Source organism: Vibrio sp. ES.051, assembly GCF_002563795.1.
Classification (GTDB): domain Bacteria; phylum Pseudomonadota; class Gammaproteobacteria; order Enterobacterales; family Vibrionaceae; genus Vibrio.
Map to the genome: position 1 here is coordinate 1,514,436 of NZ_PDJL01000004.1, position 25,379 is coordinate 1,539,814.

The following is a 25,379-nucleotide window of genomic DNA, read 5'->3' on the forward strand; positions in this document are numbered from 1 at the left end:
AAGCGATTTGAGCCAAAGAAAATCACAACTAACCGACCCAAAAATCCAATGAGGCAACTCGCGAACATTGGCATGTTTTACGGGTTGAGTGATTCAAGAATTTGGGGGGACAAAGCCAGATTGCCGAGAAACTGGGGCAAATTGCCAGAGAGGTAAAAAGAGATTGGATCCAAGAATTTCTTTACTGCGCCTAACGCCGCGTTAAGGGGTGAACAACGCCACCACCTGACCTAAACCATTGTGCCATAATCACAAAAGCTAAACTTTGAACCAAAACTGCCAAGCGTTGAGAATCCCTCTTGAACGCTTTGTTATGTGCGCGCCTGCTCTTGCACGACCCTCACCCACTTGGAACGCCACTCCTGCGCTTCCATTGGGTCTGGCCAGAACTCTTTCTGTTTACGGATAAGCCCATTTTCTACCGTATGGAAAGTAATAGCACGCGCCTTTTGAACGCTATCAGTTATAGAAACATCAGTGACTACTGTTTCGCCATCGCAGACGATTGAATGAACGACGAACTCCCAAGTACCATTTGCTGGATAGTAAGAGTTGATTGCTGTGAAGTTGTCTCGTCCAACAGTAAGCTCACCAGATTGAGGCCAAAACCCTTCAAAATCTGGGCTAAGCCACTCACTTGCTTTCGCGAAATCATTAGTTTTCATTGCGTCCCAAAAAGCTAAGACGACTTCCTTTGAATTCATTATTTCCCTCCAAGCACATAACGCCGCGTTAAGTAGTGAGTAACGCCAGCACTGAACTAAACCATTGCACCGTAAACACAAAAATCAACTTGAACTGAAAATGCCACGCGTTGCGAATCTGTCTTAAACGCTTTGTTAGGCAATTTTTCCAACTACCAGTGACTTTTCTTCTAGCCATTTCAACGCTACCAATGCTGCAACAGAGCAAATTTCTTCGTCATGACCGTCAATGAACTTTTGTTCTTCTATTTCAGCAGCAGGAAGAAGTTCACCTGAGTAATCAGCAAAATAACAAGTTAGTTTTACAGAGACACCTTCAGCTTTACCATCAGCTTGAGCTGTGAAAGTTTCCATGTACTTAATACTGCTTGGAACAAGGTCAACAGACAGTTCTTCTTTAATTTCTCGAATTAGAGCTTCAGCGTCACTTTCACCGATTTCACGCTTACCACCGGGAAGATAAAATAGGTCTTTACCTTTAGATCTTACAGCCAAAAACTTACCGTCTTGAATCAGAACCCAAGCGAGCTTATCAATTACTTTATTCATTATCCTACTCAAAAATTTAAATATTACCGGATTGCCTAACGCCCGCTTAAGTGGTGAGCAACGCAATACGATGCTTCCGTATACCACCTTAATCACTAAAATCAACGCATGATAAAAATGCCACGCGTTGCGAATCCGTCTTGAAGCGTTTGTTATGGTACATTTCAACGCACATCTAGACCAAGAGCCTTTCGTCCGGCTTCCAAAATGTCCAACAGGTGTCCAGCCTTATAATTATCATCTAGATTTCTAGGAAAAAATTCATGGCTACGGTTTCTCTTGTCGATTGAGATCGTATTAAACACCAATTCCAAACTATCAATGACGGACTCAATTTCTTTTATTGGTATGGTCGGCAAATCGAAGTTTAACTTATTGGTTAGATCGTTGTGCGAAATACGTTTATTGCGATGAGTTTTGATTTTCGTAAAATTAGCCAATATATCAGATTGGGCATTTTCAATGACTTCTAATGCCTCCGAAGAAAACGGCTTGTAGGTTGAGATGAGCGTTTTCAAGCTTAGATTGTGTTTACCACATGTTTTTTCGGGGTCTAGTAATCGAGAAATGATCAGTAGTACGTGATCATGCAGCCTCAACTTAATGGTATCAAATAACAACGGATGTGACGGAAAAAGAACTTCACGCCTACGCTTTTTATGCTCATGTCCATATAGATCTAAAAACAAATACCAATGATTTTCCAGATCCCATAATTCTTTTTTAAACGCTTCAAGAATATCAAATTGACTCATAATTTCCCTATGTACCATAACGCCCAATTAAGGTGTGAGGCACGCAATACGATGCTCCCGCATACCACCTTAATCACTAAAACCAACGCATAGTAAAAATGCCACGCGTGCCGAATCACTCTTAAATTGTTTGTTAGTTGCCCATCTCAAAGCCTAGTGCTAACATTTGTACACACACCAACAAAGGAATACATCATGGACACTAGAATTCAGTTTCGTGTTGATGAAGAAACAAAACGCCTAGCTCAACAAATGGCTGAGAGCCAAGGTCGAACTCTAAGTGATGCTTGCCGTGAACTTACTGAGCAACTCGCTGAACAACAAAGAAAAACATTATCTCACGATGCATGGCTAACTGAACAAGTAAACCTAGCATTTGAGAAGTTTGACTCAGGAAAATCCGTTTTCGTTGAACACCAAACGGCTAAGTCTCGAATGGAAGAACGCAAAGCCAGAATCCGTAATCGAGGTAAGCAATGATTTTATGGGAAGAAGAGTCACTTAATGATCGTGAAAAGATCTTCGAGTTTCTCTATGACTTCAACCCTGATGCGGCAGAAAAAACTGACAACCTCATTGAAGCAAAAGTAGAAAACTTGCTTGAACAACCTTTAATGGGTGTACAACGAGATGGCATCCGCGGACGATTGCTCATTATTCCTGAGATTTCGATGATTGTCTCTTACTGGGTCGAGGGCGATATCATCCGAGTTATGCGTGTACTCCACCAGAAACAAAAATTCCCTACGGATTGATTACTCGCTCTGGGGAACTAACGCCCAATTAAGGTGTGAGGCACGCAATACCGATGCTAACGTAACCACCTTAATCACTAAAACTAACGCATAACAAAAATGCCACGCGTGCCGAATCACGCTTGAATTGTTTGTTAGTACGCTACTCCAAAGCCTTTGGCACACACCAAAGTGTTGAAATATAGCACGAAACGGCTGGCTTAAAACGCTGAAGCTAAACGGATAATTACCGAACTAGAACTCACTCCCAAAACGCAAGTTGGCGAGAAGAAAAACACACAAAACCGCCCAACTTTCACCGCGTCAAAATTAGCAAAGAATTCGATCATCGGACTTGGACAACCACGCCAACGAGCCGAATTTACGATGAAAAACCAACCACAAAAAAGAAGCCGCGCCAAAGAAATAGACTGTGAGTGAGACACCGTAAACGGTGAAATAAACGCAAGCACTCCACATATAGTGCCACCGGAAAGAACGTGAAAGGCACATTTATTCAGGTGTAAAGCTAGAAAGAAAAACCGATAAACACCGAATTTTTGACTATTGATACCAACCCAGTACTAACGCCGTGTTAAGGGGTGAGACAACGCTACCGCCAAAGCGGATATGACCACCTTAATCACTTAAACCGATTTGAAGTGAAAGTGCCACGCGTTGACGAATCCCTCTTAAACACTTTGTTATGTTTTACCACAACTGACTCGCTCACATGGCAAAGAACTGAATTGCATAAGAAATTGTTTAACTCACGTCACACGACGTTGTGGAATTAACCGACAAAAGCGATAAACACAAAGCACGTAATTCCCAGAAATTGGATTGAGGCAACTTTGATGATTTTCAGCAAGTGATGGCATCACTGTCAAAAAAGCGAAAGACAAAACCCGAATTGCAGAAAACCCCGCTGCCGATTTGCTAATTGGGAAATATAACCCAAGCGACTTTAAGCCAAACCGATTATCAACGCGCAAATGCAATTTCAAATTGAAGCAACCCACGAACTTTGAAGCGTGATTATGTTTGATGGATTCATGAACTTGGACGGACAATATTTAATTGCTGAAACAACTCGAACGAATTGCCAAAGAGACCAAAGAAAAAAACGCCAAGAAACCTTTTATTTCTTCTAAATCAAAGTGAAACATAACGCCCAATTAAGGGGTGAGCAACGCTACCACCCAACCTAAAGCATTGTACCGTAATCACTAAAATTGAAGTAGAAGCAAAAATGCCAAGCGTTGGGAATCCCTCTTAAATTGCTTGTTAGCAGTTACTTATTTCGCTGCTCTCGAATTAGTTTTTTACCTTTTACATTAAAATCAACGATAAATTGCTCGGCTTTGCACATCATTTCATGTTCATAGTCGCTATCGTCCGCATTATGCGATTGGTGCCAATAACGAAGTCCTTTATGAAGTTCACTTTCAAACTTTATATAGTCTAATTCAAATTTTTGTCCATCAGGTAAGAAAGAGATCGCCCAGTCAACTTTGGTTAAATAATCACGCTTTGCGGCCTTAAAATCTGAATATGCTCTCTCATGATCAATTTCGATATATATGAGCTTGTCCGCTGGAATACCTCGTTGTATATCATGTTTATTGATCATACTAGCTACCAAGCGTCTGTAACAGCTAATTGCATTTGAAAATGATTTTTCTAGATCTACGAATGCTTTAAATTTCTCAGCATAAACAAACTGCAACTTCCACACTGAAAAGGCTTTAGAACCAAAATACAGTAGCCCTGCTGTTGCTAAAGCTCCGATAGCTGTAAAGCTCAAATTGAAAATTTTCAATATATCGGGGTCAATTAACCAATTAGCTCCGACAATAAAGCCACTCGCAGCTAAGCTGATGCAACAAACCCATATTGCTTTATTTGATACCACTGAACCTCCGTAACTGCTAACGCCGCGTTAAGGTGTGAACAACGCGACCACCAGACCTAAACCATCGTGCCATAATCACAAAACTCAACCTAGAACTCAGAATGCCAAGCGTTGAGAATCACTCTTAAACGCTTTGTTATGCATATTTTCAAGGTCTAGCTCGATGTTAATTCCACTGATTTGAAAGCCAAATGATCTATAAAACTTTTCTAACCTAGGCTTGTCACCATGCATCCAACCTTTCATTTGGCTACAGCCTTTAAATTTTGAGTGTTCAATAGCAGTAGTAAGCAACCGACTTCCGATTCCTTTATTTTGGAAATTACGCTTTCGCTGAATACTTAGAAATACAGGCATAAAACTAGGCCAGAAATATAGATAGGAATCTTTAACGCATAGATCACAAAGGTCAGCAACTGTTCCTTTTACAATGATATTGATATAGCCGACTGAATGACCATTTGGAAGTAAGGCTTCTATGCGAAATCCATCAAGGTCTGGTAATTCAATCACTTCGATATCTATGTCCATATAGACTCCATATGCATAACGCTTTCTATACGGCTATTTGCCGCCTTTCAAGCAAGCTACCGCCCTCTTTCTCGACAAAAGAAATATGAATGTTAGCACTTACCTACATGAAACAAATAGAAAAATAGTATGGATATGTGTGTTCGAGCGCGCAATTAGACGGCTAAAAGAACGTTAATTTTGAGAAGAGTGATAAATTATCAAAACTGTATAAATAAACAGGTAAAGATAACAATGAAAAGTCAGTTTTTATTGAGTGTTAAAGAACATATGATTACCCGTCACTATGCCAACAAAACAATTGATAGCTACTTATTTTGGATAAAGCGCTTCATAGCTTTCCACCAGCTTGCACATCCTTCCACATTAGCTGAAGACGATGTTGTTCAATTTCTTAGCCATCTAGCTGTTAAAGAAAAAGTAGCAGTAAAAACGCAAGCTTTGGCACTTAATTCAATCTCTTTCTTATACAGAGACTACTTTCAAACCCCTTTATCCCTTGATATGAGGTTTCAAAAGTCACTAACTGAGAAGAAACTACCTGTTGTACTAACACGCGAAGAAGTCAGAAGGTTCGTTCAACATATGGATCCGAAATATAAGCTACACACTCAATTACTTTATGGTTCAGGCCTTCGAGTGATGGAATGTTTGAGGTTAAGAGTTCAAGACATTGATTATGACTATGGCGCCATTCGTGTCTGGCAAGGAAAAGGAGGAAAAAACCGAACGGTCACGTTAGCAAAAGAACTGCACGAGCAGCTTAAAGCGCAAGTAAGTCTCGCGAGAAATTATTATTTTAAAGATCGGCACATGCCAGGATACGCTGGGGTCTATATTTCTGAAGGGTTAAGACGCAAATACCCAAAAGCAGAATTGGATTTTAACTGGCATTTTTTGTTCCCGTCAGCCAAGCTAAGTATTGATCGAGAAACTGGAGAACTAAGACGACACCATATTAATGAAAGTGCGATACAAAGAGCGGTAAAGCGTTCTGCAAAAGATGCTGGAATTGAGAAAGTTGTGACTTGCCATACACTACGGCATAGCTTTGCAACCCACTTATTAGAATCTGGAGCTGACATTAGGACCGTTCAGGAACAGTTAGGACATACCGATGTTAAGACAACACAGATCTACACGCACGTCATCGAACGAGGTGCAGGCGGTGTGTTAAGCCCACTATCGAGTCTTTAGGCAAAACAAAGCCACCTCAGAGGGTGGCTTTGGTAAAAAATAACTTATTGACGGACACCGAGTTTCACATTGCCTTTTGAATCAAACCAAAGCGCTTGTGAGCGACGGCGTCCAATTAATATCGGACCATCGTCATAGAAGAGAAAGTTTTTCCAATGCTTTTTAAAAATCGACCATTTTGTTTCGATTACATTGTACTTCTCATAGCAAAAGTACACGGTCACATCATCTTGCCAATCAATATGAACTTCTACTTCTTGTGGCATTTCTGGCTCATCCGATTCCCATGCCGCCATCCAATCGACCGTTTTTGACCAATTAGGCTCATTCATAGGCCAATCTTGGGAGCTTAAGTGATCCATATCTGGACTTTGGGCACTAATATTCTCTTTCCAAAACTGAGCTGATCGCGCTTGGCTCATTGGTTTTATTAACGCTAAGTCTTCTTCTGGCACCGGCATTGACTGGTGAGTAAAAATCCATTTTCTTTGGTATTCGTCCAAAGGCAAATAAGACATTCAGTCTCCTTTATTACGACTTCAGCCAACCTTTTATAGTGGCATTTTCAATCAACTTTTGGCTTTGTTCCATAAGGGAACAACGCCAACTTCAATTCATTTATTAATAGTAAGCACTTGTTCACGCGTGACACCATGCGCTTGCCAACGTTGACCATCATTATGATCGCTCAAGAGCACTGGAATCAACCGTTCGAGTGTTTGAGCATCTTCTGCGTCATCACACTCTGCTGCTTCAAATTGATGTTATAGCGCGAATAGTTGTTGGTCTTGTTCTCTGCAGGCTTGCCAAACAAAGCTTCTGCGGCTTTTCTAACCATCCCATACTAATGTTTCTCTTGTTGCCAACTTGGATTAGTTAATGACGCTAACACGTGGTCTTGCCATTTACCATTAATCAAAAGGTAGTCTTTTGCGTAACCTTCTTTACTAAAACCAACGTGCTCTAACACCGCTTCACTTCGTTTGTTATGCGGCATATAGCCCGCTTGGATGCGATGTAGCTTTTGAACATCAAACATATATTCGCAAGCCATTTTTAAACCGCGGCGCATATAACCATGGCCTTGTGCTTTTTCTGCCAAGGAGTAGCCAACGTTACACGAATAAAATGGGAATCGGCTCAGACTGCTAAACGAGATCGTACCTAACATCTCACCTGAGTTTGCATTGATCAACAAACAATAATAACCAAGCCCCATACGGTGCAACTCGTTAAGTTTAATAAGCCTTTTTAACCAACCGTTGACAGAGTAAAACACGTCATCACGAGCTGGTTCAAATGGTTTTAAGTGCTCTCGGTTAATTTGGAAATACTCGGCAATCATGTCGGCGTCGCCAATCTCAGCAGTACGCAGAAGTAAGTCGCCGTCCTGCTTATGAACGGCGATGGATGAGCTTTTATCTTCCATTACAAATGACAATCCCCGTTTACCATCTGACTCGATTTAATTCTTGCGAATCCCATAATCACGCAGTTTATTGGCGATAGAAGTGTGCGAGACATTCAAACGTTTGGCCAACTTTCGGCTTGAGGGGAATGACTGATATAAACGTTCCAATATCTGGGATTCGTAGTCACTCATTATCTCATCCAGAGAGCCGTCGATGTTGAGAGTGATGTTGCCGCCACCTACTGTCTGCGGCTGTGGTAAATTAAAGTGTTCAGCTTTTAACAAATCGCCATCCATTTCAGTCAACGCGCGCAGTACCATATTGTCGAGCTGGCGCATATTTCCAGGCCATTGATAATTAGCTAACGCATCCACTAACCCTTCATCAAATTCAGGTTTATCGATACCAAGTTGCTGAGCATGCTTAGCCACAAATAAATCCAGTAATGGCACGACGTCGTTTGAGCGCTTGCGTAAAGCTGGGATACTTAACGTCAACACATTTAAACGGTAGTATAAATCTTCTCGAAACAAGCCTGCTTCAGATAGTTCAGCCAAGTTATGTTTGGTTGAAGCGATAATGCGGACATCTGCGTGCATCTCGTCTTCTGCGCCCACACGGCGGAAGTTACCATCTTGGAGAAAACGAAGAAGCTTAATTTGCAGGTGTGAACTCATCTCACCAATTTCATCAAGAAATACCGTGCCACCGTTCGCTTGTTCGAAAATCCCTTTGTGCCCTTGCTCATGATTGAATGACCCCGGAGCATGGCCGAATAGTTCTGTTTCCGCGACATCGTCCGGCATTGAAGCGCAGCTTAATACTAAGAACGGTTTGCTCGCACGACTTGAGCGGCTATGGCACGCTTTAGCTAGCATTTCTTTACCAGTGCCAGTCTCCCCCTCAATCAATAGCGGTTGATCAAGTACGGACAACTTTTTGGCTTGGTTCATTAATGCTTTATGGCGATTGGACAACCCAACAAAATGTTCAAAACCAAGTGGGTTGTGCAATGGTAGCGCTTCTTCAATTTTGGCGACTTGTTGATTAGAACGAATCGTCATAAGAGTGCTGGCTAAGGTCGAGTTTTGTGCCTCATCTCGGATATAAACAGGCATAAGCTCAAGAATATAATCTAAGCCATCAATAACGAGATTTTCTCGTGTGCGACCATTAACGCCTTCCGTCCAACGAGAAAAACGTACGCTTGGTAATAATGTACCAATTGGAGTGCCAATCACTTCTTGCTTGTGAAGCCCAAGTAGTGACAAGGCAGACATGTTTGCCATATCAACGGCGCCTCTAAGATCAATGGCAAAAACCGGATCAGGCAAATTGTCTACCAATGAGAGCAGCTCAGTGTTGTGGCGCTCCATCGGCATAAACTGGATTTTACGTACGTCTTTCACCCCCGGTATACGGCGGATTTCAGCCATCAATTCACTGAACGTATCAAAGTCAATATCTGGGCAATTTAGATAGATAATGCCGCTGATGTCGATTTCGATACCACGTAAATCGATACTTTTTGACGCTAAAATATCGAGTAATTCTCGGGTTAAGCCGAGTCGATCTTCACATAAGACTTCAAGACGCACTGAAAATATCCCAATTCGCAACTGTCAGGAAAAGTTGACAGTAGTTTCTACCATGCTTGGTATGGCGTCAAGCAATCCTACCTATCAAAGGTGATATTCGTTACGGTTTCATCGTAATTGATGCAACTTTCGCCGCTACGGCTTTGCGAATCATCCCGAGTTTTACTTGGCGCTGCGGGTACCAAGGTAAAGGACGAAGTAATGTCATGGCTTTTAGACCTAATCGAGCAGTAAGAATCCCGACACCAAGTCCCTGCCCTGCTCTTGCTGATACTTTCCCCGCCAAATCCATCGACATTAAGTCCATGCCTGCATCTATGGCTAATTCACTGGCCCCCGCGGCGGCCATGTTAACGAATACCGCTCGCAATAACTTAATCCGCGAGGCATAGCCCAACTCAACGCCATATACTTTGGAAAGATTATCGATCATTTTAAAGTTGCGCCACGCCACCAACAGCATATCGGCGGCCGCCAGTGGGCTGACTGCCACTAAAGCCGCTGACTCAGTGGCGTGCTGAGACACGATCTGCGTCGCCAGCTTGTCTTGTTGGCTGACGACCATTGCGTCATACATGTCGAGAATTTCTGCGTCACTGTGCGCCGGATTGATGCTGTTCTTCCATCGATCAAAACCTGGATTTTCTGCCAGTACGCCACTTTGTTCGGCCACTTTCTCGCAAAACGCTTTACCTTTGCCGACACTCTCGCTCTGCACGAGAAGTTCACCTTCTTCTTGGATACTAAAATGATTTCTTAGTTTTCTCAGTTTCCACAATTCTTTACCTATTGCGGCTAAGCCCAAAGAAGCGATCCCTGTGATAAACCCAGCCCAGCCTAACGCTAACCAATCAGAGTTTTGTATCGCTGTAACAACGGAGTCCACCGCCTGCCACCCTAGCAAACCTGCAAAAGCGCTAAATATTCCTGTTGTGAACCATTTTCGTCCTGATTTTGGACGGATCACATGCTCAAGTTGGCGTTCTGCTCCGGTTTCTGCTTGCTCTTCTTTCATTTCAACTGGCACAAAGGCTTCATTTCGACCAAAGGTCTTCTGTGCGGTTAACTCTAGATCGTCTGATTGCACCTCTTTTTCTAATGCCTTTTCAGAGAAAACTTGTTTTTTCTTCAATTCACTCATGTCAACTTGTCTCCAATCAGGTAATCCAGCGCTTTATCCAAGCGAATGTGTTTCACTGGCTCATCATTTGTCGAAGGCATCGGGCGGAACGACGTAAAATCAAAACCACTGTTTTGCCAGTAAGCTGCATTAGGAAGCTTTTTAGGCACATCTCCTGGGAACATCGTCATTGGTTCACCATCTAATGTGACCCCTTGTAACGCTGGAATGGTGTGATCTCCAGACGCAATAAAGCCTGTTGTGGTTGCCTGAATAGAAGCGATGCTCATGCAGCTCATCTCAATATTCTCGTAAGCCGCTGTTTGCCACGCCGGATGCACCATTTGTTGCAGTAAAGACACCAAGTTGGGATGCTGGTCAGGCGTAATGTGATCGGCTTTTGTTGCCGCGAAAAGTATTTTGTCTATCTTGGGTGAGAACAAACGACGCAAAAAGCTGCTGCGACCATAACGGAAACTACGCATGATTTGTTCGAGTGCTTGGCGCATATCGTAAAACGCTTCATCACCGGCATTGAGCGGCTGCAAACAATCTACCAGTACAATCTGGCGATCGAATGTCGCAAAGTGATGCTTGTAGAACGCCTTCACGACTTTCTGCTGATATTCATGAAAGCGCGCTTCTAGCATCGCCAAGTTGCTGCCTTTCACTGGCTTGGTTTCTGAGTCATATCGACACGGAAAGAATTGCAGCACGGGCGCACCTGCAAGTTCGCCCGGCAGGACAAATCGCCCTGGTTGCACCCAGTGTAGCCCAGCGTCTTTACATGCATGAAGATATTCTGTGTAGCAATGTGCCACCTTCTCTAACTGCTTTTCGTTCACGTCGGCAGAGAGATCGACATGGTCCAATTCGGCGAGCCACGCTTGCGCTAACTCGCCACGCTGCCCTTTAAGTGCGTCAAATTGAGTTTGCGACCATGTCGCGAAATCCATATCCAGTAACGGTAAATCAAGCAGCCACTCTCCAGGATAATCGATGATATCGACGTTCAAAACTGCCGTTTTACTCAATAGCTTTTTGGTGGCTTTGTTTGGTTTATATTTCAGCGCTAAGCGAATCTCGCTTACATCGCGCGTTGGCACTGGCCATTGAGGAGGGGTAGCATGTATCTGGCTCATGGCTTCATCATAGGCAAAACGGGGGACCATCATATTGGCTTGTGGCTCTCGTTTCGCCCCAATAAGACGCTTGTCTCTTGCCGCGGTCAACAAAGGCAAATTATCGTGGGTGGCCGTGTGGAGCAGCTGATTAACAAGTGAAGTAATAAACGCCGTTTTACCCGCGCGAGAAAGCCCTGTCACTGCGACTCGGACGTTAGAGTCCATACCTCTGTTGATAAAGTCATTCACTTCTTTCTTAATTCTTTTCATTGCTGTTCTTTATCTCATCCACTTTGTGTAGCTATAAACATTCAACCTGTATGAGTTTAACTTTATATACCTTAATTAAAGATGAACAAAGTATTCACGCTCAAATGGCCAAAAATAGAAAAAGCCCCTGAGAACTTCAGAGGCTTAAACTTTTGATCTTTTATCGCTTTACTTCCCATACCGTCACGACACATACGGCAAAGCAAGTTATAGGCCCAATATGGTTTAATCATTCTCGATCAGTTTATAGATAACAAATAGGGCAATTTCCAGCATCAGCCATAATGCACAGGTGATGGTGACATATTTACCATTAAAGATACTGATACCGTGAAGAATTAAGTCGTAGCCAACAAAGCCGCCTACCACTACAGCAAGAATAATTTGTAGAATCTGAATAAAACGAGGCATGCGGTCTCCTAATTATTGTTTGCATAACATTGAATTGCTATACCTAATTATATAGACAAAAAGTGCAGTTTTCGCTGCACTTTTCCCAATTGTTTGCGATTTAAATCAGCACTTTGTCACACTCTCTCTATTGAGCACTGCAAGATTACTGTTTCCTTTACGCTTCCATTTCCTGAATTTTCACTTTCCAAGTATCTGGACCGACTTGGTGGGCATTCACACCGTTCGAGTCTACCGCAACCGTGACTGGCATATCTTCGACTTCAAATTCGTAGATCGCTTCCATGCCTAAATCTTCAAACGCAACAACACGAGATTTCTTAATTGCTTTTGACACAAGGTACGCCGCACCGCCTACGGCCATTAAGTAAACCGCTTTGTGGTTTTTAATCGACTCTACGGTCGCAGGACCACGCTCTGCTTTACCAATCATCCCCATAATGCCGGTTTGTTCTAACATCATATCAGTGAACTTATCCATACGTGTTGAGGTTGTTGGACCTGCCGGACCGACAACTTCGTCACCTACGGCATCAACTGGGCCTACGTAATAAATAAATTTACCGTTGAGGTCGACCCCTTCTGGTAGGCCTTCGCCACTTTCTAACATACCTTGAATCCGTTTATGCGCAGCATCACGGCCAGTCAGGATTTTACCAGATAGAAGAACGGTTTCGCCTGTCTTCCACTCTTGTACCTCTTCTTTCGTTACCGTATCAAGGTTAACGCGACGCGTATTTTCGCCCGCTTCCCAAGTGATGTCTGGCCAATCGTCTAGTTTAGGTGGCGTTAGCTCTGCTGGGCCGCTGCCGTCAAGCGTGAAGTGTACGTGACGAGTCGCCGCACAGTTCGGGATCAAACAAACAGGCTTAGAAGCCGCATGCGTTGGCGCGGTTTTGATCTTCACATCAACAACGGTCGTCAAACCGCCAAGGCCTTGCGCGCCGATCCCAAGCTTGTTCACGCGGTTGAAGATATCCAGACGAAGTTCTTCCTCTGCGTTTTGTGGGCCACGATCGATAAGCTCTTGAATATCGATGTGTTCCATTAGCGATTCTTTTGCCAGTACTGCTGCTTTTTCAGCCGTACCGCCGATACCAATGCCAAGCATGCCTGGTGGACACCAACCCGCGCCCATGGCTGGTAGCGTTTTTTCTACCCATTCAGCAATGTCGTCAGATGGATTTAGCATTACCATCTTGGTTTTGTTTTCAGAGCCGCCACCTTTGGCCGCGATCTGAATTTCAACTTTATCGCCAGGAACCATATTGATGTGTACGACAGCTGGCGTGTTGTCTTTGGTATTAATACGTTTACCAGCCGGATCCATAAGTACTGACGCACGCAATGGATTATCTGGATTCGTATAAGCTTGTCGAACCCCTTCATCTACCATTTGCTGAACCGTCATGTCCGTTGAGTCCCACTGCACGCCCATACCGATATTGACAAAACAAGTCACGATACCGGTATCTTGGCAAATTGGTCGATGGCCTTCGGCCGACATACGCGAATTAATTAAGATTTGTGCAATCGCATCTTTCGCGGCTTGGCTCTCTTCGCGGTGGTAGGCTTTTTCAAGGGCTTGAACAAAGTCTAGCGGGTGGTAGTAAGAAATATACTGTAGCGCATCAGCGACACTGCTGATCACATCCTGCTTGCGTATTACCGTCATTACATGCCTCGTTATCGTTATGCTTCCATTATTGGCTTGGCTTCAATCGTGTTTGTTGAGCTTATTGCTCTTTTGAGTGAGCTTCGTTTTTTATAAACAATTGTCGAACGGCTGATATCGACACACGAAACATTGAAGTCGCCTACTCGTATAGTTAAAACCCTCTCTGACCCCTTTGTATAGAGGGAGTTTGGCTATACAGGGGAATATGATACTCTTGCCGACCATGACATGCCATTCAGTGAACGATCTCTTTGTCACAAATTACACAAATGAACAACATAGACAACCAATTCATTGATTTTAAAGCGTTAGATTACGCACCCGATCTTGCTCTTGACCTTTTTTCATGCATTCAACATAAGCCTTGGGCAATGTTGCTGCGCTCTGCGTCAAAAAACCATATTGATAGCCGTTTTGATGTGCTCGTTGCTAACCCAATCGTCACGTTAGAAACCACTTCGAAAAGCACGCAAATCATAACGCCATTCGATGAGGTGGTGTCTTATGATGACCCTTTTGCTCTTCTGCAGCAGTTACAACAACAGTGGTTACCCCATGTTGAAATCAGCCATGAATGGGACTTACCTTTTGTTGGCGGCGCGCTCGGTTACTTTAGTTACGATTTAGGTCGGCGCGTAGAAACGATGCTAGAACTGGCCGAAAAAGATCTCAACACGCCAGATATGGCAGTAGGTCTGTATGAATGGGCCGTCGTTATTGACCACCATCTCAGAAAAGCCTGCCTAGTCGGTCAGAATATCGAACAAGCTTGGCAGTGGTTAAACGAGCAAGAAGCTGAGCAAACCAATGACTTCACCTTAGCGGGAGAGTGGCACTCCAATATGACGCAAGAAGCTTACTCGTCTCGCTTCGATAAGGTTCAAGAGTATTTGCTCAGTGGCGATTGCTACCAAATCAACTTAGCACAACGCTTTAATGCCCCTTATACAGGCAGTGAATGGCAAGCCTATTTGAAGCTCGAATCTGCCAACCAAGCGCCTTTTTCTGCGTTTATTCGCATGCCAGAATCGTCAATTTTAAGCATTTCACCAGAGCGCTTTTTGGAACTAAAAGATCGCGTGATAGAAACCAAACCAATTAAAGGCACTCGCCCGCGCAACGCCGATCCAGAACAAGACAAAGTCAATGCGTTAGATTTGCAAACCGCAGAGAAAGATCAAGCAGAAAACCTGATGATTGTAGACCTATTGCGTAACGACATTGGCCGTGTTGCATCACCGGGGAGTGTGCATGTTCCAAAGCTGTTTGATATTGAAAGCTTTCCTGCCGTTCATCATTTAGTGAGTACTATTCGCGCGGATTTAGATAAGCAATACGCCCCTGCGGACTTGTTGCGAGCCTGCTTCCCTGGCGGCTCGATCACGGGAGCGCCAAAAGTTCGCGCCATGCAGATCATCGAAGAACTAGAGCCGCATCGCCGCAGTGCTTACTGTGGCAGTATCGGTTATATTTCTCGACATGGCCGTATGGATACCAGTATCACAATTCGCACACTCGTGGCTGAAAATAACACCTTGTATGCGTGGGCGGGCGGCGGTGTGGTCGCAGATAGTGATTGCGCCGCGGAATACCAAGAGACATTGGATAAGTTGTCCAAAATTCTTCCTGCATTGCTATAGCACAACTTAGCCGATTAGAGTGTGCCACAATAAACGTCTCCGCTTGGACAGGTTTATCCGTCATTCCGCAGCCAATTTCAGAATTAAAATAATGTGATCCAGTGATCGTTTACAACTGTTAGTGCGACAGACATCTTGACCGCGATCCCCAGTTTTGATCTATTACTGTTATTTAACGGTCACTTATTATGTCTGCTGCTCAACCTGTCATTAAACGCCTAGACCACTTAGGGTTAATCGCTGCTTTCTGTCATGAAGTCGGTTTACCAGGCATTATTGATCGCATCATTCCCAAATACTCGGATCACAACGTCTCACACGGCGATGCAGTCTTAGCAATGATTCTTAATGGTCTTGGCTTTCACAGTAGAACGCTGCATATGTTCTCTGACTTCTTCGAGACGAAGCCTGTTGCCAAGTTGCTCGCTAAAGACATTGAAGCGCACCATTTAACTGACGATGTACTCGGACGTACGTTAGATGCTTTATATGAAGCAGATGTGTCCGCACTTTATCAAGCGATTGCAGAGCATGTCGTTGATAAGCTTGGGCTTAAAGCAGACTCTGTCCACCTTGATATCACGAGTTTTCATGTCGACGGTGAATACATCCAAGACGAAGATCTTAATGCCATCAAACTGGTAAAAGGCTACAGCCGAGACCACCGTCCAGAGCTAAATCAAGTGGTCCTTGAGTTGATTTGTGAAAACCAAGCCGGCCTACCTGTTTACATGCAAGCGCTCAGTGGCAACACCAATGATGCTAAGGCATTTTCAGAGGTCACTAAACGGCATATTCATTGCCTAAAGGCAGCTCAAAACAGTCGCTACTTCATCGCCGATGCCGCTCTATACACCGAGGAAAGCATTCGTTCACTGGATGAGCAACAACAGAAGTTTATTACGCGTGTTCCAATGACCATTAAGTCAGCCAAAGAAGCCTTAATGAACCTTGAGCCAGAGCAGTTGAGCCGTATCGGCAATGGTTACTCGGGTTGCTGGGTTGATGCTGACTATGGCTCGGTATCTCAGAAGTGGCTATTGGTTCATAGTGAACAAGCAACCAAGCGAGAAGAAGCAACGTTCTATAAGAACTTAGACAAAAATATCACCAAAGAGCTGAAAGCACTGGGACAACTAATGAAAAAGAAGTTTGCTTGCGCAGTGGATGCCGAGCAAGCAATGAGCGACTTCGCTAGCCAGTGTTATTTGCTTGGCTTTGCACAACCAACCATTGTTAAAGAGCCAATCTATTCAGGTCGCGGTCGGCCGAAGAAAGACGCAGAGCCAACGGGATACCACTATTTGATAGATGCTACGCCTTATACCGATCTAGAAAAAGTGAAGATGGCCAAGCTTAAAGTAGGTATGTTTATTCTCGCCACCAACGATACTGACTACGCCGATCTAACAATGGCTGCGTTACTTGAGCATTACAAGTCTCAGCAAAAGGTAGAGCGCGGATTTCGCTTCTTGAAGAGCCCTGAGTTCCTAACATCATCAATTTTCCTGAAGAAACCTCAGCGAATCGAGGCATTGCTGATGATCATGACGCTTAGCCTACTCGTTTACGCAAGCTTAGAGCACAAAATCCGAGAGAGTCTCACTAAGACCGAGGAATTCTTTCCTAGCATGGTAAAGAACAAGACGACAACCAAACCGACGGCACGTTGGGTATTCTTAAAATTCGAAGGTATCGACACACTCGAATTTGGCGGTCAAAGCTTCATCACGGGTGTTCAGGAGCATCAGACTCGGCTGCTTAAGCTTCTTGGCGTACTGTATGAAGCGGTTTATTCCTAAATTGGCTGCGGAATCTCGGGTTTATTGTTGTATATGCTCTGGGCCAAAGGTATGGGAAACCTGACTGACATTCACGGCCCGTTTACTCAAACCTTTATGACCATCACTACCGAGCCCACTAACTCTCTTGGTGTTCACACATGTTTCATCGTGTGAGGTATATAATATGGGATGGATGAGATAAGTAAGGGTTCACAGTTTGATTATTGATAAAACAAGGTTATTACAGAATTTTCAATTGCGCCTTCCAACGGGCTATCACCAAGAATCCCTTGCCCGCTTGAAGTTTATGAAAGAAAAACCGCTACGAAATGCGGCGGTTCTCATTGGTTTTGTAGAGCGCCCTGAAGGTTTACAAGTAATTTTGACCAAAAGAGCGACGCACTTACGCCATCATCCAGGACAAATTAGCTTTCCCGGTGGAAAGTTTGAAGCCGAAGATATCCACTTGATGAATACTGCGCTAAGAGAAACGAAAGAAGAGATTGGTATCGAGGATGAACACATTCACGTATTTGGTCAGCTTCCAACACTGCCAACGATTAGCCAATTTAATGTGACGCCGTTTTTAGCCTTTATTTTCCCCGACTATAAAACGCATATTGACCCAAACGAGGTGGAGTCTGTTTTTGAGGTGCCTGCAGACCATATTTTAAACCCGAAAAAGCTGTATAGCACCCAATTTGAACTAAAAAGAAGCAACCATCGTATATTTGCCATCCCATATCGACAGCATTTCATCTGGGGCATGACGGCTCAAATCATCGAATCCATGCAAAAACACATCATTTCTCACTGAACAATCCTTCATATTGATGCTTTTATTGAGTTGAACATTATGTGCATCAATATTATTAGAATGTTACTTCATAAAAATTCATTCACATTAGTTTAATTTTCAACTTCAATCGCAATCGTTTGCAGTGAAATAAATTTACACAACCTCACCTATTGATAAGTTTTTCTAATCTCACTCATTAGCAGAAATCACGAGTAGCACATCATTTTCGTGATAAAAACCAGATTTTTGATAAATCATTCAATAAGCGCGAGCAATACATGATTCAGATCTAATTTTCATAGTGTAAAATCTTGCAAAATCGCTCCCGAATTATTTCCTGTTCCCAAAACGAGTAACTCAAAAATGAATACAACTACTTCTGCGGTTTCGACCGCACAATCACCTAGTAAGTTTTCTTACAAAGACTTCACCTGGTGTCTGTCATTATTCGGCACGGCAGTAGGTGCAGGTGTACTGTTCCTTCCTATTAAAGCGGGTGCGGGTGGTTTTTGGCCATTAGTAATCCTAGCCCTAATCGCTGCACCAATGACTTGGTTCGCACACAAATCTCTCGCTCGCTTCGTTCTTTCAGCAAAAAAGCCTGACGCGGACATCACTGACACTGTAGAAGAGCACTTTGGTAAGACTGGCGCCAACCTTATTACTTTCGCTTACTTCTTTGCTATCTACCCAATCGTACTTATCTACGGTGTTGGTATTACAAACACGGTTGACTCGTTTCTAGTTAACCAAATTGGAATGGAGTCCATTCCTCGCTGGCTACTGTCAGGTGCACTTATCACGGCAATGACAGCGGGTGTAGTATTTGGTAAAGAACTGATGCTGAAAGCAACATCAGCAATGGTTTACCCTCTCGTATTCATCCTACTGGCCCTGTCTATTTACCTTATCCCTGGTTGGAACACTTCAATGGTAGATGTATCACCAGACTGGAGTGCAATGCCTGCTATCATTTGGTTAGCAATCCCTGTTATCGTGTTCTCTTTCAACCACAGCCCTATTGTCTCGCAGTTCTCTAAAGAACAACGTCGTGTATACGGTGACGGTGCAGTTAAGAAAACAGACGCTATCACTGGCGGCGCAGCGATGATGCTAATGGGCTTCGTGATGTTTTTCGTATTCTCTGTTGTACTTTCTCTTTCTCCAGAGCAACTAGCGACAGCACAAGATCAAAATATCTCTGTTCTTTCTTACCTAGCGAACGTTCACGAATCACCACTGATCTCTTACTTGGGTCCACTGGTTGCCTTCGCAGCAATTACTTCTAGCTACTTCGGCCACTTCTTAGGTGCTCATGAAGGTCTAGTCGGTCTGGTCAAATCTCGCTCAAACTCATCGGTAAGCAAAATTGAAAAAATGTCGCTTATCTTCATCGTAATCACAACTTGGGTTGTGGCTATCGTTAACCCAAGCATCCTAGGTATGATTGAAACAATGGGCGCGCCAATGATTGCGGCAATCCTATTCTTGATGCCTGTTTTCGCGATGCAAAAAGTGCCAGCGATGGCGAAGTTCAAAACTTCAGCACCTGTGCAAATTTTCACAGCAATCTGTGGTCTTGCGGCGATTACTTCTGTAATCTACGGCGCTCTTTAATCATTCCGCTCCACTGGGCATGATTAATCCAAAAATATAACGATAAAATTAAGCCTCCCAACTCCCCTTGGGAGGCTTTCTTCTGAGGTAATCGATATGATTAGTGTTTTTGATATCTATAAAATCGGTGTTGGACCTTCAAGCTCACACACTGTAGGCCCAATGAAAGCGGGCAAAGAGTTTATTGATGACCTTCGTGCAATGGGAAAACTGCGCGACATCACTAAAATCACCGTTGACGTTTATGGATCATTATCACTGACAGGGAAAGGTCACCACACAGATATCGCGATCATCATGGGTCTTGCAGGCAACTCCCCTGAGAAAGTAGATATCGACTCTATCCCGGGCTTTATGGCTCGTGTAGAAGAAACTGAACGCCTTCCTGTTGGCATGCACTGTCATACAGTATCGTTCCCACGTGAAGGTGGTATGAACTTTCATAAAACCAACTTGGATCTGCACGAAAATGGCATGCAGATCCATGCATGGATTGAAGACGAAAAAGCGTACTCGAAAACCTACTACTCTATCGGCGGTGGTTTCATCGTTGATGAGGAGAACTTCGGAAAAGAAGTTGAAAATCCAATTAAAGTTCCTTACCCATTCACTATGGCTGAAGAGCTGGTAAATCAATGTCGCGAAAGTGGCCTATCTATCAGCGCGCTAACCATGAAGAATGAACAAGCTCTCCACTCTGATGAAGAGACTCGTACTTACTTCGCGAACATCTGGCGCACAATGCGCGAATGTATGGATCGCGGTATGAACGAAGAAGGCATTTTGCCTGGTCCACTACGCGTACCTCGCCGTGCGGCAGCCCTTCGTCAGCAACTGCTTACTTCAGAAAAAACCACTAACGACCCTATGTCAGTGGTTGACTGGGTCAACATGTTTGCTTTTGCCGTTAACGAAGAAAACGCAGCAGGTGGTCGTGTTGTAACTGCGCCAACTAACGGTGCGTGTGGCATCATCCCAGCGGTACTGGCTTACTATGACAAGTTTATCCAAACCGTAACTGAGAAAGACTACATCCGTTACTTCGCAGCTTCTGGTGCCATTGGCGGCCTTTACAAGCGTAACGCGTCTATCTCTGGTGCGGAAGTTGGCTGTCAGGGCGAAGTAGGCGTGGCATGTTCAATGGCAGCAGCTGGCCTTGCTGAACTTATGGGTGGTAGCCCAGAGCAAGTATGTATGGCGGCAGAAATTGCAATGGAGCACAACCTTGGCTTAACCTGTGACCCCGTTGCAGGTCAGGTGCAGGTGCCATGTATTGAGCGTAACGGCATTGCAGCAGTAAAAGCGATCAACTCGACTCGTATGGCACTACGTCGTTCTTCTGCTCCTACTGTCTCTTTAGATAAGGTTATCGAAACCATGCTGGAGACAGGTAAAGATATGAACGCGAAATACCGTGAGACTTCTCAAGGTGGTCTCGCCATTAAAGTTATCTGCTAATCACTTTTAGTTCATAACGTTACTGGCGCTAAAAGCGTACAAAACCCGAGCAATGCTCGGGTTTTTTATACTCTAATATCCACAAATCACCGATAAAACAAAGGCAAACTTATCGCTTGCCTTTGTGTCGAAAACTTAATAATAAATTTAATTTACTCGCCTTTGTATATACACCCTGCTGTACAAGTTTCTTTAATCTCGACTTTACTTAGCAGCGGTAGACTTGGCTTAAGTTGTTGCCAAATCCATTTTGCCAATACTTCACTGGTCGGGTTTTCCAGACCTTCAATATCGTTTAGGTAATAATGGTCCAGACGATGATAAATTGGGTTGAATGCCGCTTTGATTTCTGCGAAATCCACAACCCAACCAGTATGTGGATCGACCTCACCTTCTACATAAAGACGAACCAAAAAAGAATGTCCATGTAAACGACCGCATTTATGCCCTTCAGGCACGTGTGGCAAGTGGTGTGCCGCTTCAAACATAAACTCTTTGTACAATTCTGTTTTCATCTTGATTCTCAGGCTTAAAAAAACACGTCATACTAAGGAATTCACTTCCAAGAGACAAGTACAACCCAATACAGACATAGTCCATGCTCTTGGCCGTTTCTGATGTTAATCATTATCGCTTCCGGCTACTGCCGTATTTTTGTCGCATGCCAAACATTTGATTACGCCGCACTCACATCACAATTACATATTCCCAACATGAGTGGAGTCACAATCATTCATTTGGTTGTTCGCAGTATGCATTTATGTGCATTAAGATTGCGCCGTTCGTTCCAATTACACTTATAAGAATATGCACTCAACTATCACTTTTAAACTCTTGCTCACGTTAATCGCTGTCTTCAGTTGCGTTTTAGCCGCCTCCACCGCTTACCAATACCACCAACAAAAAACGTTAATAAAGGATGTTCTTAGTGAACAGCTTCATGATAAGGCCAGCAATTATTTTGATAGCCTGAACATGATGATGCTCACTGGGACCATGTCACAGAAAGAAACGCTCAGACAAAAAGCACTTGCCCAAGAAGGCATTGAGCAAGTTCGAGTGTTGCGTGCCGAGGCCGTCACCACGCTCTATGGACCAGGAAAAGCAAGTCAACAACCTGTTGATGACATTGATCAACGAGCCTTAAATGGCGAACTAGTCATTGAACCCATCACAGCCGATTGGGGAAAAGGGCTTGTTGTCGCACTGCCAATGAAATCCAGCGAAAATTATCGTGGTACTAACTGCGTTGCTTGCCATGTTGCGCCTGAAGGCAAAGTGCTTGGCGCGATCCGCTTGGAATACAACATGAACCACGTCAATTCAATGATCAATAAACAGGCCATGTTCGCGATGGGCATTATGGCTGTTATTGCCTTTATCGGTTTTCTTATCACCATGGGATTAATTCGTAAGATCATTGTGCGCCCAATTCAAAAGACGTCTCAATTTATGTCGAATGTGAGCAACACTAAAGACCTCTCACAACGACTCACCCACCAGCAGAATGATGAGGTCGGCCAGCTCTCGATGGCAATCAACTCTTTTATGGATACCGTCTCCGAGAGCTTAGAGCGTGTGCAAGACACCTCCCATTCCCTTGCTGGATCCGCTGGGCGACTGACGAATGTGGCTCAGTCAACGGATAAAGCCGCGAATAACCAACAATTAGAAACCAGTGAAGTGCAAAGCAATATCACTGATATGTTGCAGCAACAAACCGCCGTTGAGAACTCGACGATCGATGCTACGACGTTGGTCAATCACACCGTCGATCTCGCCACATACAGTGCGAGTCAGGCACACAGCGTGAGTGAGGACATTAAGAATTTGGTCAGCGATATTGATGGCGTGCGCGAAAAAATCACATCGCTCAACCAGAGAACGGAAGAGGTTTCGTCCATTCTTGGGTTCATTAAAGGCATTGCAGAACAAACCAACTTACTCGCCTTGAACGCTGCCATTGAAGCAGCACGGGCGGGTGAGCAAGGTCGCGGCTTTGCAGTGGTTGCGGATGAAGTACGAACGCTTGCTTCCCGCACCGCCGAGGCCACCAGCAACATTGAGCACATCATTGCACAGTTCCAACAAGGCAGTGAAGAGTCGCTCTCTTCCGTCGATCATGTTTGTCAGTCTGCTCACCAACGCTCTGTTGATGTCGAGGCTCTTTCAGCAACAATGCATAAGATGGTGGATGAAATGCACCAAGTGCTCAAGCATGCAGAAAATATCCAGAGCCAAGCGCAAACAACATCGGATGTGGGTACACGTATCCAAACGAAAGTTGATGTGATTACATTACACGCTAACGATACATCGCAATCGGCATCCCATACTCGTGATATCAGTGTCGATTTAGAGCATCTTTCAGAGCGGTTGGAGCAATTACTTAATCAATTTACTCTTTCGAAAGAGCAAAGAGAGGATAATTAGAAAAATTCTCCCCTTCAAAATGAATATAAAGGTTGAAGCTGACGATTTGACAGGTAATATATTCGGTTGAATCTGTAAAATGCGACCCAACTCAGCGCTTAGTTTGTTTTTTAAACAAAGTTATTATGAGACAAGCACTTTAATAAGCATTGCGTTGAATTTTTACCTCAATGGAGAATATTAAAAAAATGACTTACGCGCCTGTATCTGACGTACTACGCGGTAAGCTAGCAGTAGACAGTGAAGTTACTGTTCGCGGCTGGATCCGTTCACGTCGTGATTCCAAAGCTGGAATCTCTTTCCTTGCCATATATGACGGCTCTTGTTTCGACCCGATTCAGGCCGTGGTCCCAAGTAATCTTAATAATTACGAAGACGAAGTACTTAAGCTAACAACTGGCTGCTCTGTTGAAGTAACGGGTAAGGTTGTAGAGTCTCCTGCGAAAGGTCAAGATTTCGAGCTGGCCGCCACTGCTGTGAAGGTTGTAGGCTGGGTTGAAGACGCAGAAACTTACCCAATGGCAAAAACACGTCACTCTATCGAATACCTACGTGAAGTTGCGCATTTACGCCCACGTACAAACGTAATCGGTGCGGTAGCACGTGTACGTAACTGCCTTTCTCAAGCGATTCACCGCTTCTACCACGAGCAGGGTTACTTCTGGGTTTCGGCTCCGCTGATCACCGCATCGGACGCAGAAGGTGCTGGTGAAATGTTCCGTGTTTCTACGCTAGACATGGAAAACCTACCTCGCACTGACGCTGGTAAAGTGGACTACAACGAAGATTTCTTTGGTAAAGAGACATTCCTAACGGTATCTGGACAGCTCAACGCAGAAGCTTACGCTTGCGCACTGAGCAAAGTTTATACATTTGGACCGACTTTCCGTGCTGAAAACTCAAACACAAGCCGCCACCTAGCAGAATTCTGGATGGTTGAGCCTGAAATTGCATTTGCTGATCTGGATGACGTAGCCAAACTTGCTGAAGATATGCTGAAATACGTATTCAAGGCCGTTCTTGAAGAGCGTCGTGATGATTTGGAGTTCTTCGCACAACGCATCGACAAAGAAGCATTAACTCGTCTTGAGAATTTTGTTTCTTCTGATTTTGCACAAGTCGATTACACAGATGCAATTCAAATCCTGCTTGAATCTGGTCGCGAGTTCGAGTTCCCAGTTGAGTGGGGTATCGACATGTCTTCTGAGCATGAGCGTTACCTTGCGGAAGAACACTTCAAAGCACCAGTAATCGTGAAAAACTATCCGAAAGACATCAAAGCGTTCTACATGCGAATGAATGACGATGACAAAACGGTCGCCGCGATGGACGTTTTAGCACCTGGCATCGGCGAAATCATCGGTGGTTCTCAACGTGAAGAACGTCTAGACGTTCTTGATTCACGCATGCGTGAGATGGGTATCGACCCTGAACACATGAACTGGTACCGCGACCTACGTCGTTACGGGACGGTGCCGCACGCTGGCTTCGGTCTCGGATTCGAGCGCCTAGTCTCTTACGTGACTGGTATGGGCAACGTTCGTGATGTGATCCCTTTCCCACGTACTCCACGCTCTGCAAACTTCTAATTCTACGCAGTGACACAGAATCAAAAAGACCTCCTAAGTGGAGGTCTTTTATTTAACATTC

At 44.1% G+C, this 25,379-nt stretch carries 24 protein-coding genes; 10 read left to right on the top strand and 14 right to left on the bottom strand.

Features of this window, described 5'->3' with window-relative positions; genetic code table 11:
* Positions 1-311: 311 nt before the first annotated feature.
* The 3 genes from ATG66_RS13635 to ATG66_RS13645 form a co-directional block, all read right to left on the bottom strand.
* Positions 312-704, bottom strand: a complete 393-nt coding sequence (locus ATG66_RS13635) for a nuclear transport factor 2 family protein (protein ID WP_098415785.1) — start codon at positions 702-704, stop codon at positions 312-314.
* Positions 705-839: 135 nt separating this feature from the next.
* Positions 840-1,253: an NUDIX hydrolase gene (locus tag ATG66_RS13640; RefSeq protein ID WP_218925180.1), complete on the bottom strand. Its 414-nt coding sequence runs from the start codon at positions 1,251-1,253 to the stop codon at positions 840-842.
* 164 nt (positions 1,254-1,417) lie between these two features.
* Positions 1,418-2,008 (bottom strand): AbiU2 domain-containing protein, encoded by a 591-nt coding sequence (locus tag ATG66_RS13645; RefSeq protein WP_098415787.1) that lies wholly within the window; start codon positions 2,006-2,008, stop codon positions 1,418-1,420.
* 195 nt (positions 2,009-2,203) lie between these two features.
* Here ATG66_RS13645 and ATG66_RS13655 point away from each other — a divergent pair, with 195 nt between their 5' ends.
* Together ATG66_RS13655 and ATG66_RS13660 are read left to right on the top strand one after the other, a co-directional pair.
* Positions 2,204-2,488 carry a type II toxin-antitoxin system RelB/DinJ family antitoxin gene (locus ATG66_RS13655; RefSeq protein ID WP_005398409.1) on the top strand — a complete coding sequence of 95 codons (285 nt, stop codon included), beginning with the start codon at positions 2,204-2,206 and terminating at the stop codon, positions 2,486-2,488.
* Positions 2,485-2,763: a type II toxin-antitoxin system RelE/ParE family toxin gene (locus ATG66_RS13660; protein WP_005398411.1), complete on the top strand. Its 279-nt coding sequence runs from the start codon at positions 2,485-2,487 to the stop codon at positions 2,761-2,763. Before ATG66_RS13655 ends, ATG66_RS13660 begins: the two co-directional genes overlap by 4 nt.
* A gap of 1,273 nt (positions 2,764-4,036) precedes the next feature.
* Here ATG66_RS13660 and ATG66_RS13670 read toward each other — a convergent pair.
* Together ATG66_RS13670 and ATG66_RS13675 are read right to left on the bottom strand one after the other, a co-directional pair.
* The gene (locus tag ATG66_RS13670) at positions 4,037-4,657 is read right to left on the bottom strand and encodes a hypothetical protein (protein ID WP_098415788.1); all 621 of its coding nucleotides are present in this window, start codon (positions 4,655-4,657) and stop codon (positions 4,037-4,039) included.
* A gap of 96 nt (positions 4,658-4,753) precedes the next feature.
* On the bottom strand, positions 4,754-5,188 hold the full coding sequence (locus tag ATG66_RS13675) for a GNAT family N-acetyltransferase (protein ID WP_098415789.1): 435 nt from the start codon (positions 5,186-5,188) through the stop codon (positions 4,754-4,756).
* A gap of 234 nt (positions 5,189-5,422) precedes the next feature.
* Here ATG66_RS13675 and ATG66_RS13680 point away from each other — a divergent pair, with 234 nt between their 5' ends.
* Positions 5,423-6,385, top strand: coding sequence for an integron integrase (locus ATG66_RS13680; RefSeq protein ID WP_098415790.1), 963 nt, complete (start codon positions 5,423-5,425; stop codon positions 6,383-6,385).
* Positions 6,386-6,429: 44 nt separating this feature from the next.
* Here ATG66_RS13680 and ATG66_RS13685 read toward each other — a convergent pair whose 3' ends face one another.
* From ATG66_RS13685 to ATG66_RS13715, 8 genes are all read right to left on the bottom strand, one after another.
* Entirely contained in the window at positions 6,430-6,903 is a 474-nt protein-coding gene (locus ATG66_RS13685; protein WP_098415791.1) for a DUF2947 domain-containing protein, read from the bottom strand.
* Positions 6,904-6,999: 96 nt separating this feature from the next.
* Positions 7,000-7,092, bottom strand: coding sequence for a hypothetical protein (locus ATG66_RS21205; RefSeq protein ID WP_373560841.1), 93 nt, complete (start codon positions 7,090-7,092; stop codon positions 7,000-7,002).
* Between the two features lie 137 nt (positions 7,093-7,229).
* Positions 7,230-7,814 carry a ribosomal protein S5-alanine N-acetyltransferase gene (rimJ, locus tag ATG66_RS13690; protein WP_098415792.1) on the bottom strand — a complete coding sequence of 195 codons (585 nt, stop codon included), beginning with the start codon at positions 7,812-7,814 and terminating at the stop codon, positions 7,230-7,232.
* A gap of 36 nt (positions 7,815-7,850) precedes the next feature.
* Entirely contained in the window at positions 7,851-9,395 is a 1,545-nt protein-coding gene (gene tyrR / locus ATG66_RS13695) for a transcriptional regulator TyrR (RefSeq protein ID WP_098415793.1), read from the bottom strand.
* Positions 9,396-9,495: 100 nt separating this feature from the next.
* On the bottom strand, positions 9,496-10,536 hold the full coding sequence (locus ATG66_RS13700; protein WP_098415794.1) for a YcjF family protein: 1,041 nt from the start codon (positions 10,534-10,536) through the stop codon (positions 9,496-9,498).
* A complete protein-coding gene (locus tag ATG66_RS13705; protein ID WP_098415795.1) occupies positions 10,533-11,909 on the bottom strand; it encodes a YcjX family protein in 1,377 nt (458 codons plus the stop codon). The genes ATG66_RS13700 and ATG66_RS13705 overlap by 4 nt, the downstream gene beginning before the upstream one ends.
* Before the next feature lie 225 nt (positions 11,910-12,134).
* Positions 12,135-12,320, bottom strand: coding sequence for a hypothetical protein (locus ATG66_RS13710; RefSeq protein WP_098415796.1), 186 nt, complete (start codon positions 12,318-12,320; stop codon positions 12,135-12,137).
* Between the two features lie 157 nt (positions 12,321-12,477).
* The gene (locus ATG66_RS13715) at positions 12,478-13,995 is read right to left on the bottom strand and encodes a fumarate hydratase (protein ID WP_098415797.1); all 1,518 of its coding nucleotides are present in this window, start codon (positions 13,993-13,995) and stop codon (positions 12,478-12,480) included.
* A gap of 272 nt (positions 13,996-14,267) precedes the next feature.
* Between ATG66_RS13715 and pabB the strand changes: the two genes are divergently transcribed.
* From pabB to ATG66_RS13740, 5 genes are all read left to right on the top strand, one after another.
* Positions 14,268-15,638, top strand: coding sequence for an aminodeoxychorismate synthase component I (gene pabB / locus ATG66_RS13720; RefSeq protein WP_179885689.1), 1,371 nt, complete (start codon positions 14,268-14,270; stop codon positions 15,636-15,638).
* A 188-nt stretch (positions 15,639-15,826) separates the two neighbouring features.
* The gene (locus tag ATG66_RS13725; protein WP_098414114.1) at positions 15,827-17,440 is read left to right on the top strand and encodes an IS1634 family transposase; all 1,614 of its coding nucleotides are present in this window, start codon (positions 15,827-15,829) and stop codon (positions 17,438-17,440) included.
* A gap of 199 nt (positions 17,441-17,639) precedes the next feature.
* Positions 17,640-18,239, top strand: coding sequence for a CoA pyrophosphatase (locus tag ATG66_RS13730; protein WP_098415798.1), 600 nt, complete (start codon positions 17,640-17,642; stop codon positions 18,237-18,239).
* A gap of 345 nt (positions 18,240-18,584) precedes the next feature.
* Positions 18,585-19,838: an aromatic amino acid transport family protein gene (locus ATG66_RS13735; RefSeq protein ID WP_098415799.1), complete on the top strand. Its 1,254-nt coding sequence runs from the start codon at positions 18,585-18,587 to the stop codon at positions 19,836-19,838.
* A gap of 96 nt (positions 19,839-19,934) precedes the next feature.
* On the top strand, positions 19,935-21,296 hold the full coding sequence (locus ATG66_RS13740) for an L-serine ammonia-lyase (RefSeq protein ID WP_098415800.1): 1,362 nt from the start codon (positions 19,935-19,937) through the stop codon (positions 21,294-21,296).
* Between the two features lie 152 nt (positions 21,297-21,448).
* Here the strand turns inward: ATG66_RS13740 and queD are convergent, their stop codons facing one another.
* Positions 21,449-21,811 (bottom strand): 6-carboxytetrahydropterin synthase QueD, encoded by a 363-nt coding sequence (gene queD / locus ATG66_RS13745; RefSeq protein ID WP_179885665.1) that lies wholly within the window; start codon positions 21,809-21,811, stop codon positions 21,449-21,451.
* 292 nt (positions 21,812-22,103) lie between these two features.
* Here queD and ATG66_RS13750 point away from each other — a divergent pair, with 292 nt between their 5' ends.
* Together ATG66_RS13750 and asnS are read left to right on the top strand one after the other, a co-directional pair.
* Positions 22,104-23,729 carry a methyl-accepting chemotaxis protein gene (locus ATG66_RS13750; RefSeq protein WP_098415802.1) on the top strand — a complete coding sequence of 542 codons (1,626 nt, stop codon included), beginning with the start codon at positions 22,104-22,106 and terminating at the stop codon, positions 23,727-23,729.
* 188 nt (positions 23,730-23,917) lie between these two features.
* Positions 23,918-25,318 carry an asparagine--tRNA ligase gene (gene asnS, locus ATG66_RS13755; RefSeq protein ID WP_098415803.1) on the top strand — a complete coding sequence of 467 codons (1,401 nt, stop codon included), beginning with the start codon at positions 23,918-23,920 and terminating at the stop codon, positions 25,316-25,318.
* Positions 25,319-25,379 lie beyond the last annotated feature (61 nt).